The sequence below is a fragment of the Acinetobacter sp. H1(2024) genome (assembly GCF_046557555.1).
Classification (GTDB): domain Bacteria; phylum Pseudomonadota; class Gammaproteobacteria; order Pseudomonadales; family Moraxellaceae; genus Acinetobacter; species Acinetobacter seifertii.
Window position 1 is genome coordinate 200,132 of sequence record NZ_JBKGFO010000004.1, and the last position, 13,209, is coordinate 213,340.

The 13,209-nt window shown below is 39.8% G+C and carries 15 protein-coding genes and 1 pseudogene; 6 read left to right on the forward strand and 10 right to left on the reverse strand.

All coding sequences use genetic code 11. The features are described 5' to 3' along the window. Positions 1 to 13: 13 nt before the first annotated feature. Together ACLCEG_RS12825 and msrA are read left to right on the forward strand one after the other, a co-directional pair. Positions 14 to 1,069 (forward strand): DUF4105 domain-containing protein, encoded by a 1,056-nt coding sequence (locus ACLCEG_RS12825; protein ID WP_410567782.1) that lies wholly within the window; start codon positions 14 to 16, stop codon positions 1,067 to 1,069. 100 nt (positions 1,070 to 1,169) lie between these two features. Beyond that, complete coding sequence (gene msrA / locus ACLCEG_RS12830) at positions 1,170 to 1,694, forward strand: peptide-methionine (S)-S-oxide reductase MsrA (protein ID WP_198071665.1); 525 nt, start codon at positions 1,170 to 1,172, stop codon at positions 1,692 to 1,694. A 57-nt stretch (positions 1,695 to 1,751) separates the two neighbouring features. Here msrA and ACLCEG_RS12835 read toward each other — a convergent pair whose 3' ends face one another. The 5 genes from ACLCEG_RS12835 to ACLCEG_RS12855 form a co-directional block, all read right to left on the reverse strand. Next, entirely contained in the window at positions 1,752 to 2,156 is a 405-nt protein-coding gene (locus ACLCEG_RS12835; RefSeq protein WP_002053449.1) for an ExbD/TolR family protein, read from the reverse strand. Beyond that, positions 2,156 to 2,776 (reverse strand): MotA/TolQ/ExbB proton channel family protein, encoded by a 621-nt coding sequence (locus tag ACLCEG_RS12840; RefSeq protein WP_019458050.1) that lies wholly within the window; start codon positions 2,774 to 2,776, stop codon positions 2,156 to 2,158. The genes ACLCEG_RS12835 and ACLCEG_RS12840 overlap by 1 nt, the downstream gene beginning before the upstream one ends. Positions 2,777 to 2,820: 44 nt before the next feature. Beyond that, positions 2,821 to 3,576: an energy transducer TonB gene (locus ACLCEG_RS12845; protein ID WP_240287846.1), complete on the reverse strand. Its 756-nt coding sequence runs from the start codon at positions 3,574 to 3,576 to the stop codon at positions 2,821 to 2,823. A gap of 388 nt (positions 3,577 to 3,964) precedes the next feature. Then, positions 3,965 to 4,828 (reverse strand): formyltetrahydrofolate deformylase, encoded by an 864-nt coding sequence (gene purU / locus ACLCEG_RS12850; protein WP_004698860.1) that lies wholly within the window; start codon positions 4,826 to 4,828, stop codon positions 3,965 to 3,967. Between the two features lie 74 nt (positions 4,829 to 4,902). Then, on the reverse strand, positions 4,903 to 5,595 hold the full coding sequence (locus ACLCEG_RS12855; RefSeq protein WP_019458048.1) for a TetR/AcrR family transcriptional regulator: 693 nt from the start codon (positions 5,593 to 5,595) through the stop codon (positions 4,903 to 4,905). Positions 5,596 to 5,707: 112 nt separating this feature from the next. Between ACLCEG_RS12855 and ACLCEG_RS12860 the strand changes: the two genes are divergently transcribed. From ACLCEG_RS12860 to ACLCEG_RS12875, 4 genes are all read left to right on the forward strand, one after another. Further along, positions 5,708 to 7,156: a coniferyl aldehyde dehydrogenase gene (locus tag ACLCEG_RS12860; protein ID WP_077169073.1), complete on the forward strand. Its 1,449-nt coding sequence runs from the start codon at positions 5,708 to 5,710 to the stop codon at positions 7,154 to 7,156. 167 nt (positions 7,157 to 7,323) lie between these two features. Continuing rightward, positions 7,324 to 7,560: a 50S ribosomal protein L28 gene (gene rpmB, locus ACLCEG_RS12865; RefSeq protein WP_000048256.1), complete on the forward strand. Its 237-nt coding sequence runs from the start codon at positions 7,324 to 7,326 to the stop codon at positions 7,558 to 7,560. Positions 7,561 to 7,572: 12 nt separating this feature from the next. Beyond that, the gene (gene rpmG, locus ACLCEG_RS12870; protein WP_001205031.1) at positions 7,573 to 7,728 is read left to right on the forward strand and encodes a 50S ribosomal protein L33; all 156 of its coding nucleotides are present in this window, start codon (positions 7,573 to 7,575) and stop codon (positions 7,726 to 7,728) included. Between the two features lie 147 nt (positions 7,729 to 7,875). After that, positions 7,876 to 9,585: a cation:proton antiporter gene (locus ACLCEG_RS12875; RefSeq protein ID WP_410567785.1), complete on the forward strand. Its 1,710-nt coding sequence runs from the start codon at positions 7,876 to 7,878 to the stop codon at positions 9,583 to 9,585. 36 nt (positions 9,586 to 9,621) lie between these two features. Here the strand turns inward: ACLCEG_RS12875 and ACLCEG_RS12880 are convergent, their stop codons facing one another. From ACLCEG_RS12880 to ACLCEG_RS12900, 5 genes and pseudogenes are all read right to left on the reverse strand, one after another. Next, positions 9,622 to 9,900 carry a hypothetical protein gene (locus tag ACLCEG_RS12880; RefSeq protein ID WP_004698869.1) on the reverse strand — a complete coding sequence of 93 codons (279 nt, stop codon included), beginning with the start codon at positions 9,898 to 9,900 and terminating at the stop codon, positions 9,622 to 9,624. A 112-nt stretch (positions 9,901 to 10,012) separates the two neighbouring features. Then, on the reverse strand, positions 10,013 to 10,516 hold the full coding sequence (locus ACLCEG_RS12885) for a DUF6586 family protein (protein WP_004698871.1): 504 nt from the start codon (positions 10,514 to 10,516) through the stop codon (positions 10,013 to 10,015). Between the two features lie 123 nt (positions 10,517 to 10,639). Further along, positions 10,640 to 10,801: pseudogene (locus tag ACLCEG_RS12890) on the reverse strand (ASCH domain-containing protein); the annotation flags it as partial. A 7-nt stretch (positions 10,802 to 10,808) separates the two neighbouring features. Then, the gene (locus ACLCEG_RS12895; protein WP_019458044.1) at positions 10,809 to 11,048 is read right to left on the reverse strand and encodes an RNA recognition motif domain-containing protein; all 240 of its coding nucleotides are present in this window, start codon (positions 11,046 to 11,048) and stop codon (positions 10,809 to 10,811) included. Between the two features lie 73 nt (positions 11,049 to 11,121). Then, positions 11,122 to 13,101: an ATP-dependent helicase gene (locus ACLCEG_RS12900; RefSeq protein WP_025465190.1), complete on the reverse strand. Its 1,980-nt coding sequence runs from the start codon at positions 13,099 to 13,101 to the stop codon at positions 11,122 to 11,124. Between the last annotated feature and the right edge of the window lie 108 nt (positions 13,102 to 13,209).

Consider the following 13,209-nt stretch of genomic DNA (forward strand, 5'->3'; position numbering starts at 1 on the left):
TTTATGGCCGCCTATGCACAATATCGGAACACGTGAATTTATTATCGCCCTCCTCTTTGGCGCTTTACATGGTCTATTCACGTTGTTTATTGTGCTTTCCAGCATTTGGGTGTGTTTAGCACTTTGGGTGCAACAACCTTTTGGCTGGTTAGGCAGCCGCATTATTATTGGCATATGGATTGCCTTTGCTTTAAGTATGGCTGGCTTATATTTTAATGGCCATATCATTAGCCGCCGTACAGACATTTTGATCTATCTGTTAGCTTTTGCTTGTTCTTTGGCTTGGTATTTCTCGATTACAGCACGTCAAGATCGTGACTGGAATCCTGAAGTTGCCAATATGCTAAGTTACGAAAAACACGGCGATGTAATTACCTTGCACAATGTCCGTAACTTCAACTGGCACCCTGATGGCACTTATGATGTCCGCTGGGAAACCCGTACTTTTGACCTGAACCAGTTAAATGGCATAAATATTATTACCTCTTACTGGATGGGGCCACAAATTGCCCATACTCTGGTCAGTTTTGAGTTTAAAAATCAACAACCCTTAGTTTTTTCAATCGAAATTCGAAAAGAAAAGAACGAAGAGTTTTCGGCAGTGGGTGGTTTTTTTAGAAAATACGAACTGAGCTTAATTGCGTCCGATGAAAAAGATATTGTCTACACACGCAGTAACATTCGTAAAGAGCAAGTTTATAATTTCCCAATTAATATGCCCCGTTCTGAACAGAAAGCGCTATTTTTAGAATATCTTAAAAAGTCAGATGAGCTAGGTGCTCAACCAAAATGGTATAATACGCTCACAAGTAATTGTACAACCTTGATTTTCGATATGGTTCAAGCGATTAATCCATATCAACTTCCTAAAGATTATCGTTTAATAGCCTCAGGTTATTTACCTAATTATTTATATGATCTTAAAGCCCTTAATCAAAATATTAGTTTAAAGCAGTGGTATCAAATCGCACATATCAATCCACGTACTGAGCATTTTGAACAACTTTCAGATCAGAGTAGTGAACATTTCTCTCAAATCGTTCGACAAGGTTTACCTAAAGCAAAATGAAATAAGTAATGCACTTTTCTTTACTTTTTTATACATGCTTTACTTTGTAATCTAAATAGATAGACCCTATTGTAGTAGGCAGGAAATAGAGGGAAACACAATGCAACAGGCATTATTTGGCGGCGGCTGCTTTTGGTGTGTCGAAGCCGTATTTTTACAGATCCGTGGTGTAGAAAAAGTAACTAGTGGTTACGCAGGTGGACATACGATCAACCCTACCTACGAGCAAGTATGTCAAGGCGATACTCAGCATGCTGAGGTTATCTTGGTTGATTTTGATGAAAAGCAAGTAACATATTCACAGTTACTCGATGTATTCTTTGCAACACATGATCCAACGACTTTAAACCGTCAAGGTAATGATATTGGTACTCAGTACCGCTCTGTTATTTACTATTATAACGAAGAGCAAAAGCAGGCAGCGGAACACACGATTCAAACGCTAAAAGAAGACGATCTTGATATTGTGACTGAATTGTCTCCTGTGCCAACATTCTATCCGGCTGAAGAATATCATCAGAATTACTATGCAAAGAACCCTTCACAAGGTTATTGCAACTTTGCGATTCCACCTAAGCTATTAAAGCTATATAGTAAATTCCAGCATCTGATGAAAGATCAATAAATCAGAGTAATAAAAAAGCAACCAAATTGGTTGCTTTTTTATTGAGTCAACTAAATTTTAGTTTTCACTTACAAAGGCAATATCGCTCAGTCCGGCTTCACTGGCGCGAGACATTACCTGAGCCACAGTATCGTACTTCGACTCTTTATCAGCACGAAGTTGAACCGTAGGTTTAACCGCACCTTGACCTGCTTCTTGGAAACGTTTTTGAAGCTCATCAAGGCTAATTACTTGAGTATCCCAAGCCACTTCACCATTTGCATTAATACTAATCGTAATCGCTTTTGGTGGTGGATCAATAATTTCAGCAGTTGTTTTAGGCAGTGTTAATGGAATCGATGGGTTGGCAACTGTTGCTGTGACCAAAAAGATGATCATTAACACCAACATAATGTCGATTAGCGGAATGAGGTTCATCTCATTTATGCCACTATCGTGGTCTTCACCCAATTGAAAAGCCATTAAGCTTGACCTCCAACATAACTTTGTTCTGCAGTTTTAACATCAGACTTTACAGTTGAGTCTTGCTGCAACATGGTATCGATTAACAAACTGTGTGCTTGATCTTGTAAATCATGAGCAAGGCCACGATTAGCACGTACACAAATGTTATAAGCCAATACTGCAGGAATCGCAACTGCAAGACCAAGACCAGTCATAATAAGCGCTTCACCTACTGGTGTAGCTACTTGAGCCAATCCTGCTTGTCCACTCTTACCTACAGCAACCAACGCGTGGAAAATACCCCATACCGTACCAAACAAACCAACGAATGGTGCAATTGAAGCAATTGTTCCTAAAACAGAAATACCTTTTTCAGCATTGACTTTTTCAGCAGAAATTTGGCGCAATAATGCTTGCTCTGCAACTGCTTTACGCTGTTCAAAACTTAAAGGTTGTAACTTTGCCTTTAACGAAGTAATAGCCTTAGAAAGTTGAGCATAAGCTTGTTGTTTTAGTTGGCGAGTCCCCATCAAACGTAAGATGAAAACTGTCCAAGTAGCAATCGACATTGCCAATAAAATGAAATACAGGGTTTTACTCACTGCATCTGCATGTTGCCAATAGATTGAAAAGTTCATATTCGAACTCCTGATTAAGGTTAGCCGTTGGGACTCAAATTCGTTTAAGGGGTTAAATCAAAGGGTTGCTCTGCTTTAATTGGATAAGCAACACCATTTTCCATATAAGGTTTAAATTTCGCACCGCGAACAGCGCGAATCACTTTGTCATCTAGACTTGAAATACCGCTGCTTCGGGTCACACGCACGTTGATGATTTTGCCTTTTTCGTCAGCTTCAATTTGTACAACAACTGAGCGTGCTTCACCTTGTAAATCTTTTGGTGAAACAGTCAAACGTGGTGAGCGGCTCCACTGTACACCTGAACCACCAATTGAAACGCGTTTTGGTGACGGATCTGGTGCAGGTTGAGCTTTAGGCGCTTCTTGTACCACTGGTTTTGGCTTCTCAACGACTTTTTCAGTAACAGTTGTCGCTGGAGCGGCTATTTTGGGTTCAACTTTTGGTTCTGTCTTTACTGTTTGTTTAGGAGTTTCAGCCTTTTTCACCTGCTGGATTTTTTCCACTGGTTTAGGTGGAGTCACAGGTTTCTCAACAACTTTAACTTCTTTTACCTCTTTCTTAGGTTCCGGCTTTTTAGGCGGCTCCTTTGGTTTAGGAGGTAGTGGTTTCGGTTGCTCTTGAATTTTTACAAAGCGGACTTGTAAAGGTTTCTTATCAATTGGCTTTAGTTCAGCAGGCTTAATGTGGCTAACTGCCCATAAGACCCCGATATGACCAATTGCAACCGCAATTAGGGCCGTGATGACTTTCTTTTTCATCGGATTAGGAGAGTTTAAGGCTGCGGAAGATTGACTCATAAGAATCTAATTACCTAATGGATGATGATCTCGACCTTTAATTAAGAGAAACGATTTCAAACATCGGATAGAACAATAAAGTGCCACAATAATAAATGAGAAGTGTTTTCATTTGCAACTACTTTTTCGCGAAAAACACTACCCAGTATTGTGCTATCTAACTTCATAAAGTGATATCACCTTACTTTTCTCTTGTATAAACAGCACACTAAAATTATGAGTTCATTTCTTATTTATCAAACTGTGCTCAACATAAGCGTTGATTAAACAATTAAATATTAAGGCTAAGCAATCGAACATCAAATTTATGTTACGTTATAACATTTTAAATTTATTTTAGCCATAAAAAAAGCATGCCTAAGAGCATGCTTTTAAAAATATGAGGTAATTAGAAAACAACCGTCTTATTACCATCTACAATGATACGGTCTTCTAAGTGCCATTTAACAGCACGAGCTAATACATTACGCTCTACATCTTCACCAAGCTCACGCAACTGCTCAACATTATAATCGTGGCTTACACGTTCAACGTCTTGCTCAATAATCGGACCTTGGTCTAGGTCAGCAGTCACATAGTGAGCTGTCGCACCAATCAACTTCACACCTTTTTCATAGGCTTGCTTATATGGGTTTGCACCAACAAAAGCAGGTAAGAATGAATGGTGAATATTGATGATTTTCATTTCCCATTTTGCAACAAAATCTTCGCTTAAAATCTGCATGTAACGTGCAAGAACTAATAAGTCGTTACCTTGCATCATTTCATCAATTTGAGCATAAGCTTCAGCTTTATTGTCTTTAGTTACTTTAATTACAGTAAATGGAATACCGAAGTTTTCAACAGATTCACGCAAGTCTTCATGGTTAGAAATCACATGCGTAATTTCACAAGGTAACGACCCACGTGCATGACGCCACAATAACTCAAGTAAAGCATGGTCGACTTTAGAAACTAAAATACCAACTTTTTTAATTTCGTTTACGAATGCAAGACGCCATTGCATGCCATAACGCTCAGCAACGTTGACAGCAAATGTTTGAATTAATGCATCTTTACGCGACTGTAAATGATCAAGTTCAAATTCAACACGCATGAAATAACGCCCGCCTTGAGCTTCCGTCGCATACTGATCAAGCGCGGTAATGTTTGCACCTTGATGGTACAAAAAGCTCGATACAGCCTGTACGATCCCAGGCTTGTCTTCACAAGTAATCAGTAAACGGGCTGTATTGGCAGTGGTCATATTCATTTTGTTAATATCACTTAATTGAGACAAATTTTTGATAAGCCGAGTATTCTAGCGCTCTAAATAAACAAGCACAACTATTCATCTTTTAAGGATGACAAGCTTGCGAAAAGATCAGAAGGCCCAAGTGATTCGAGCAGTTGTTCATAAGTGGCACGGCTTTCACCCATTAAATAAGGGCCCTCTAAGAAAACCATCTGACGTAATGCCTGCCAAACCCATTTCTCTTCAAGATGATTGTTGTCACTAATATGTCCAGACATATATAAAAAATTAGTCCAGTTCGTTAAAACAATCCAAAGGTTAATAATGAGTGCTTCAATTTCAGAAGCCGTCATTTTCATAAGGCCTGCGTCGACAAAGGCTTGATAAATTTTTTGCCCTTGTTGCATGACTTGGCCTGCAAATCTCGGATAGATCTTTTTAAAGTCTTCATTGCTTTCAACTAAGTGATAAACATCACGATGAATAAAACGATAATTCCAGAGTTGACCACTCAACACTTGAAAGTAGTTAATTTTATCAGTAGTGGTTAAAGGTCTGTCTTCAGGTAAAGAGAGCATTTCTAAAGTCTCTACCTGATACTGATACATTAATTCCTTAATGATTTCATGCTTATTTCGAAAATGGTAATACAAGTTTCCAGGACTAATCCCCAACTCTGCAGCAATATGATTGGTTGTGACAGACCGTTCGCCACGCTCATTAAAAAGCTGCAAACTGATTTGTAAAATCCGGTCTTTTGTCTTCAGAGCTTTAGGTAGAGACATTTCAATAACCTTCGTTAATTCATATGGTTAAGACGTGAATACAGAAACCAACTTGACTCTTTAGAGTATTTACTCTAAAAACTAAGTATATCAGTATATTTGGTAAGTACCGATGAACAGTCAAACAAAAACAAATCCAGAGACTCAGGTTCCTTATGATGTTAAGCATTTACATGATTTGCTTGAGCAGCAAAAGATTGCCTACTTACGTCATCCGGTACCCACTGCTAAAGAGCGTATTGATCGTTTAGCTCGTCTTAAAAGAGTTTTGGTAAAATATCAAGATCAGATTGCCGAAGCAATTAACCTTGATTATGGTAATCGTGCCATTATGGAAACCAAAATTGGTGAATTGCTTACTTGTCTTGAACAAATCAAGTATTACAGTAAGCACTTAACCGGATGGATGAAACCATCAAAACGCCATATCAGTGTATTACATCAGCCAGCAAAAGGTTGGGTACAATATCAACCAATGGGTATTATTGGCATTATTACACCTTGGAACTACCCATTACTCTTATCAGTTGGGCCACTCATCTGTGCTCTCGCGGCTGGTAATCATGCCATGATCAAAATTTCGAGTGCTTCTCCAAACTTTGGACAAGTTCTTGAAAGTGCATTAGCGGAAGCATTCCCACAAGAGTTGGTCGCTGTTGTAAATGGTGGCGGTGTAATTTCCGATGCGTTTAGCCATTTAGCTTTCGATAAAATGATTTTCACAGGCTCGACTTCGGTTGGTAAAACCGTCATGGCAGCCGCAGCTCAAAACCTTGTGCCGGTTATTCTTGAGTTAGGCGGTAAATCCCCTGCTCTTGTCCATGCTTCCGTAGAGATGAAAGATGTCGCACAACGTATTGCTGTAGGTAAATTGTGGAACGCTGGTCAAACTTGTGTTGCGCCAGACCATATTTTCTTACCACGAGGCAAAACTGCCGAGTTCATTGAAAACTTTAAATTGATTGTCGCAGGAATGTACCCTCATTTCCGCAATAACCAAGACTACACTTCTATTATTAATGATAAACAGTACAACCGTATTCAAGGATATCTTGAAAATGCTCGTGATCAGGGTGCCCGTATTGTTGAAATTAATCCGCAAAATGAAATTTTAGATGATGTCCGCAAAATTCCACCGACTCTAGTAACTGGTGTAACGACTGCAATGGATATTATGCAAAATGAAATTTTTGGTCCTGTTCTACCAATTTTAGAATATGACCAAATAGAAGAAGTCATTGAGTTTATTAATAGTCGTCCGCGTCCTTTAGCAATGTATTATTTTGACTATGATCAGGCACGCGCCGATTATATCTCTCAGCATACTCATTCAGGACATTTCGGAATTAACATGGTCATCACCCATGTTGCTCAAGATGACTTGCCATTTGGCGGAATTGGGGCATCAGGTATGGGCAAATATCACGGACCAGAAGGCTTTTTCGGGCTTTCACATGAACGTTCGGTAATGTCGAATCCAAAACTTTATAGCCTGAAATACATTCTTCCACCGTTCAATAAACCAATTCATCGCTTCATTTCGAAAACCTTGTTGCGTTAACTGATCAAGGCATGATCTGTTACACTAGATCATGCTTCGTTTTTACCAATTTCGCTTGTCTTTTAATCGTATTTTTGGTATAAAACGCCCCTTGAATGAATTCATCCGTTTACATTTAGTATGACTGGCCACAGATTTGCTGTTGGCTAAATCAATGGAGTTACACCATGTCTAAGGTTTGCCAAGTTACCGGCAAGCGTCCAGTCGTTGGTAACAACGTCTCACACGCCAACAACAAAACCAAGCGCCGGTTCGAGCCGAACCTGCACCACCACCGTTTCTGGTTAGAAAGCGAAAAACGTTTTGTACGTCTTCGTTTAACCACTAAAGGTATGCGTATTATTGACAAATTGGGTATCGAAAAGGTTGTTGCAGACCTTCGTGCTCAAGGTCAAAAGATCTAAGGAGTCTGAGCAATGCGTGATAAGATTCGTCTCGTTTCTTCAGCTGGTACAGGTTATTTCTATACCACGACTAAAAACAAACGTACTATGCCGGAAAAAATGGAAATCAAAAAATTTGATCCAAAAATCCGTCAACACGTGATTTTTAAAGAAGCTAAAATCAAATAATTTTAGCGTCGAAAAAAACGACTTCTTAAAGAAGTCGTTTTTTTTTGCATTTTTTTTATACCCACCTTTTTGTTAAACTTTCTACATATTCCGCCTTGGCATTTTTTATGCTTGTCTTTAGCCTAACTCACGTAAAAGGAGTTTTTAGTGCCGCATGACGTAGATTTAATTATTTTACTTGCTGTTGGTTTCGGCGTTGCCCTCTTTTTTGGCTATATTGCCGCCCGACTACGACTTCCCCCTCTTATCGGCTATTTAATTGCCGGAATTATTATTAGTCCCAACACTCCCGGTATAGAAGCAGACATTCATCTAGCCAACCAACTTGCTGAGCTTGGTGTAATGTTTCTGATGTTTGGCGTTGGGATGCATTTTTCATTAAATGATCTTTTACAAGTTCGACGTATTGCCTTACCAGGTGCAATTTTACAGATAGCCGTTGCTACCTTACTTGGTGTTGGCGTTTCAATGCTATGGGGCTGGAGCTTTGGCTCTGCACTAGTTTTTGGCTTAAGCTTATCGTGTGCGAGTACTGTTGTATTATTAAAAGCTTTGGGCGACCGTGGTCTTTTAGACTCTGTAAACGGCAAAATTGCTGTAGGTTGGCTGTTAGTTGAAGATTTGGTAATGGTACTTGTTTTAGTACTTCTTCCAGCTACAGCGGTTTTACTTGGTGGAAAAGCACCAGCAGGCGCAGAAGGAAACATCTGGCTAACACTGGGAATCACTCTATTAAAAGTGATTGGCTTTATTGCGTTTATGCTTATTGTGGGTAAGCGTGTTGTTCCTATCATTATGCAGTTTGTTGCGCGCTTAGGTTCAAGAGAGCTATTTACGCTGACTGTCGTAGCAGCTGCTGTTTCGATCGCTTATGGCTCTTATGCCATCTTTGGGGTTTCAATGGCCTTAGGAGCCTTCTTTGCAGGTATGGTCGTAAAAGAATCAGACTTTAGCCACCGTGCAGAAGAAGAAACCCTTCCTCTACGTGAAATTTTCTCGATTTTATTCTTCGTTTCGGTAGGAATGTTGTTTGACCCACATATCCTTATCGAGCGTCCACTGCATATTTTGGCAGTTATCGCGATTATTATGGTGGGTAAAACGCTTGCTGCAATGGCTTTAGTTTTATTCTTCCGCTATCCAATCAATACTGCTTTGACCGTCGGGGCCAGCCTTGCACAAATTGGTGAGTTCTCATTTATTTTGGCAACACTTGGCGTTTCTTTAGGTCTATTAACGCTAGAAGCTCAAAACCTGATTTTAGCAGGCGCTTTGTTCTCTATTACGCTTAACTCTTTTGTTTTCTCGGCAGTTGAACCTGTACAACGCTGGATTCGTGAACGCTCTCATTTAGCACGTCTTCTCGAGCGCAGTGGTGACCCACTCGCAATGTTGCCAGATGAAGTTGACCAAGCTTATCTACGCGATCAAGTGGTGATTGTAGGGTATGGTGGTGTTGGACGACGTATTACTGAAAATTTAATTAATCAGAATATTAAAGTCGTTATTGCAGAAGAAAATCGTGAAATTGTAGAAAAGCTACGTCAAGCAAATATTGCTGCCGTGAGTGGTGTCGCAACTGAACCTGGTGTTTTAATTCAGGCTCATATCATGCATGCACGACTATTGGTGATTTCCCCTATGGATATTTTAGATATTCACCGAATTGTGGATATTGCCAAACAATTAAATCCTCAAATTCAGGTTTTAATTTGTGCAGAAAGTAAAGAAGAAGCAGCAGTTATTCGAGATGAAAATATTGGCGAAGTATTCTATGCAAAAGAAGAAATGGCAAAGAATATGAGCCACCATATTTTAAATCAAATCGAACTGGCGCATCAGTCAACACAGCATTAACGTATACAAAAAAGCGTACTCAAGAGTACGCTTTTTTTAACTTAGGAATTTAGGCTGCTCATCTACAACCTCAGCCTGCCATTCATTGACCTGCTTTTCGAGCAGTCCAAATAAAGCAGCCTGAATCATATGCTGTGCAACTACAGGCGTTTGCTCGCCTAAAATCTCTTTTAGTTCATCACTAAACTGAATTTTAACCAAGGGTTCTTTTTCAGAACCAGCATTACGCAAGGCAAGCTCACCACCTTCGAGTTGGACTAACTCCAACACTGCTTCTTGATTGCCAAATAACTCTTTCAATTGCTGTATAGACATATACTTCCTCCATGTTTCAACATGGTGGCAAAGCACCCTTGCACTTTGCATCTCTCGTCTTATTTATATAGGCGCACTAGGATTAAATTTCAAGCGCTTAAACAGTTTAATTTTAGAACTCGACCATTTCGTTACGAAAACCATCAATTAAATGACTTAATTCTCTATGCCATTCACGCAAGATTTTCACATCGGGCAACCATGACTGAGGTCCCTGAGTCACTTTAATGATCAAATTAGAAGATGTTTCTTCTTCTGGCGTTGGTTCAGTTGGTTCTGGTGCGTACTGACACATACGGTAAGCGCGCTTTAACTCTGCAACAAAGCCATCTTTGGCTAATTGCTGCAAAACAGAAACCTCAGGAGAAACCTGACCTTTTGCCGCCATGAGTTCTTCAATCGATTTTAATGTCGGCTGCGAGTCATTTAAACGGTAGTAACGTACCAGTTCTTGCAGAAAAGCTAGCATTGCACCATGCAAGTGAAAGACAGCTGTTTCACGATAAGCTTGTACCTGCTGTACATGATCAGTTTGCTCTGCTTGTTGACACGCTAAGCGCGCAAAATAGAGTTTTTGATTGGTACGATCGGCATGATAACGAGCAACACGTGACATAACTAAACTTTCCTGTTCTAAAGATTGCCATCAATATGGCTATTCTTAGCTTAACGACTCCATTGATAAAATCAACGTTATTTATGGAAAATCCAAAGCGACTTGATAAATTTTTCGGTATTACTCATCACCATCATTGATTAAAAAATTCTGGTTTTCAACAATTAATAGATCTTTAAGAGGCAACTCTGTAGGAACCCATGAACGAACTTATAGTGTCTTTACACCTTGGGCTATACGGGTTCCATTTGGAGCAACCACAGAAAGAGCTAAAAATTGTTGCATAAACGCATTACTCTTCAGCGGCTTTAACGCGAATTCCGTAACCTTTTACTTTAAGTGTATTTAAGCCTTTAATGGCTTTGATCGCTTCACGTGGATTCGGCATTTCGACAAAGCCAAAACCTTTTGATTTACCTGTCTCTTTATCGGTTACAACGACGCAAGAATCAACTTTACCATAAGCCTTAAACAGCTCTAAAACTTCGGCTTCAGTCACTAAGCGATCTAAATTACGAACTAATATTTTCATTTTCCAACCTTCACTGGCCTTCAAAATAAGGGCCAATATACATTTGAGTATTCACAGTGTCTTATACAGTAGTTTAGTCGAGATCGATACCAAAACCTAAGTTTACTGTTCGTGAAGTGTTCCATTGTTTTTTGGCAAATGGCTGTGGAACTTGACGATGAATTTTTGCCTGAACTAAATGTGCGGGTAGATCATTTAGGAAATAACTTTCGATTTTACGACCTTGTTCATCATACGTGTCTTGTGACCATGTATTCAGGTTTTGCTTCGTCAGAATCAATTCATTTTCCGCACGTGTTAATGCAACGTATAACACACGGCGTTCTTCTTCGACATCATCAAAATCCCCCTGTGCGCGTGCATATGGAAACTGATTTGGCGAAACATGCGGTACATAACATACCTTTTGCTCTGCACCTTTAGCCGAATGAATTGTAATTAAAGTCACTAAATCATCATCACCTGCTTTTTCAATTTCAGAAACTGAAATCGGCTCAAGCACATATTCTTCAAGAAATTCACCCAGCGATGCATGCTTACGCGCAAGTTGTTTAACCAAATCAAAATCTTTAGCGCGACGTGACCAGTCTTTCGTTTTATAGTTTTGCTCTAACTGTTCACTTAGGGCATCGAGTGCCAAACCAATACTTGCTTCAACATGCTGCTGTAACACATCAAGCTGTTTCAAAATTAAAATAGCCTGTAAAGGGACTTTTCCATGACGCTCCAAACGCTGACAACGTTCTTCAACCTCACTAATGCCCATTAACTCTTGTGCTAACTTACTAGCACCAACATCACCAATCCCATCCCATAAGGTTAAAAAGCGCATCCAAGCCAAGTCATCCTGCGGGTTACTCACAATACGCAATAGACTGAGTACATCCTTTACATGTGCGGATTCCAGTAACTTTACGCCACCAATAAAACGATAAGGAATTTCAGCGGCAATAAATGCACCTTCCAAATAGCGAGCACTGTAGCCAGAACGAACTAACACCATATGGTCGTACCAATTTGCGCCCTGCTGATGTCGCTCTATTAAGTCTTGTGCAATCCAATTAGCTTCTTCAAATTCATTACCAAATAAGTGGAGCTGTGGCTTTTGCCCTTTGCCACGATATGCCTGTAGCTGTTTTTCATAATCGATTGGGCTATGCGCCAATAACCAATTAGATAAGTCTAGTATTTCTTGGGTCGAGCGGTAATTTAAATCTAAAGTATGAATAACCGCGTCAGGAATCCGTTCTTTAAAAGAATGAATGTTTTCAAAGTCGGCACCACGAAAACCATAAATGGACTGAGCATCGTCACCCACACAAAATAATTTCACCTTACCAATGAGTGGCTGCAAAAGTGCCCACTGTAAAGGGTTAGTATCTTGCATTTCATCGACCAACAAAGCTTGGCAAAAACCTGCAACCCAATCTGTGAGTGCTTCCGAGTTTTGCAAATGAACAGCGACAATCGACAAAATATCGTCATAGTCTAAAAAATTGCGCTCTCTTTTACGTTGCTCATAGGTTTTCATTAGCTCCGCAATTTGTGCCTTGTACTCATATGCTTCAGGTAATTGCTTGAGTAATGCCTCTGAAAGCTTAGATTGCGTATTACGGGCATAAGAATACAAATCACACAGCTCTGCTGCTTTAGGTAAAACGTTATCTTTGTCTTTACCTCTCAATAAGCGAAACATGAGTAACTGATCATCACGATCAATAATACTAAATTGGGTTAAACCAAATGCTTGTGGATTACGACGCAGCAAGTACATGCAAAAGGTATGAAAGGTTGATGCACGAAGACCTTTGGCTTGTGCCCCAACATGCTGTTCAACCCTTGCTACAATTTCACTCGCAGCACGGCGCGTGAACGTTAAAATTTGGATTTGATTTGCAGGTAACCCCTGATCAATTAAATAAGCTGCGCGAGCAACAATGGTTTTAGTCTTGCCACAGCCTGCTCCAGCCAAAACCAGACAGTTTTGAGCCGTAGTCGTTGCTGCCTTTTTTTGCTGAGCATTTAATTCATTAATTAACTTTGCAAGACTCATAACACACATCGCTAAAACACCAAGGCCTAGTTTAACAGACCCATGCCACGAGATGGACCTTAGCTCACTAAAAACAAAAAAGGACACCTTAAAGTGCCCTTTATTCGC

Bases quoted from the DNA above. Each gene is read 5' to 3' on its own strand.
- ACLCEG_RS12845 (WP_240287846.1), bottom strand. From the start codon at position 3,576: ATGAGTCAATCTTCCGCAGCCTTAAACTCTCCTAATCCGATGAAAAAG.
- purU (WP_004698860.1), bottom strand. From the start codon at position 4,828: ATGAATATGACCACTGCCAATACAGCCCGTTTACTGATTACTTGTGAA.
- ACLCEG_RS12825 (WP_410567782.1), top strand. From the start codon at position 14: ATGCACAATATCGGAACACGTGAATTTATTATCGCCCTCCTCTTTGGC.
- ACLCEG_RS12885 (WP_004698871.1), bottom strand. From the start codon at position 10,516: ATGTCACGTGTTGCTCGTTATCATGCCGATCGTACCAATCAAAAACTC.
- ACLCEG_RS12840 (WP_019458050.1), bottom strand. From the start codon at position 2,776: ATGAACTTTTCAATCTATTGGCAACATGCAGATGCAGTGAGTAAAACC.
- rpmG (WP_001205031.1), top strand. From the start codon at position 7,573: ATGCGTGATAAGATTCGTCTCGTTTCTTCAGCTGGTACAGGTTATTTC.
- ACLCEG_RS12895 (WP_019458044.1), bottom strand. From the start codon at position 11,048: ATGAAAATATTAGTTCGTAATTTAGATCGCTTAGTGACTGAAGCCGAA.
- ACLCEG_RS12860 (WP_077169073.1), top strand. From the start codon at position 5,708: ATGAACAGTCAAACAAAAACAAATCCAGAGACTCAGGTTCCTTATGAT.
- msrA (WP_198071665.1), top strand. From the start codon at position 1,170: ATGCAACAGGCATTATTTGGCGGCGGCTGCTTTTGGTGTGTCGAAGCC.
- ACLCEG_RS12835 (WP_002053449.1), bottom strand. From the start codon at position 2,156: ATGGCTTTTCAATTGGGTGAAGACCACGATAGTGGCATAAATGAGATG.
- ACLCEG_RS12900 (WP_025465190.1), bottom strand. From the start codon at position 13,101: ATGAGTCTTGCAAAGTTAATTAATGAATTAAATGCTCAGCAAAAAAAG.
- ACLCEG_RS12880 (WP_004698869.1), bottom strand. From the start codon at position 9,900: ATGTCTATACAGCAATTGAAAGAGTTATTTGGCAATCAAGAAGCAGTG.
- ACLCEG_RS12855 (WP_019458048.1), bottom strand. From the start codon at position 5,595: ATGTCTCTACCTAAAGCTCTGAAGACAAAAGACCGGATTTTACAAATC.
- rpmB (WP_000048256.1), top strand. From the start codon at position 7,324: ATGTCTAAGGTTTGCCAAGTTACCGGCAAGCGTCCAGTCGTTGGTAAC.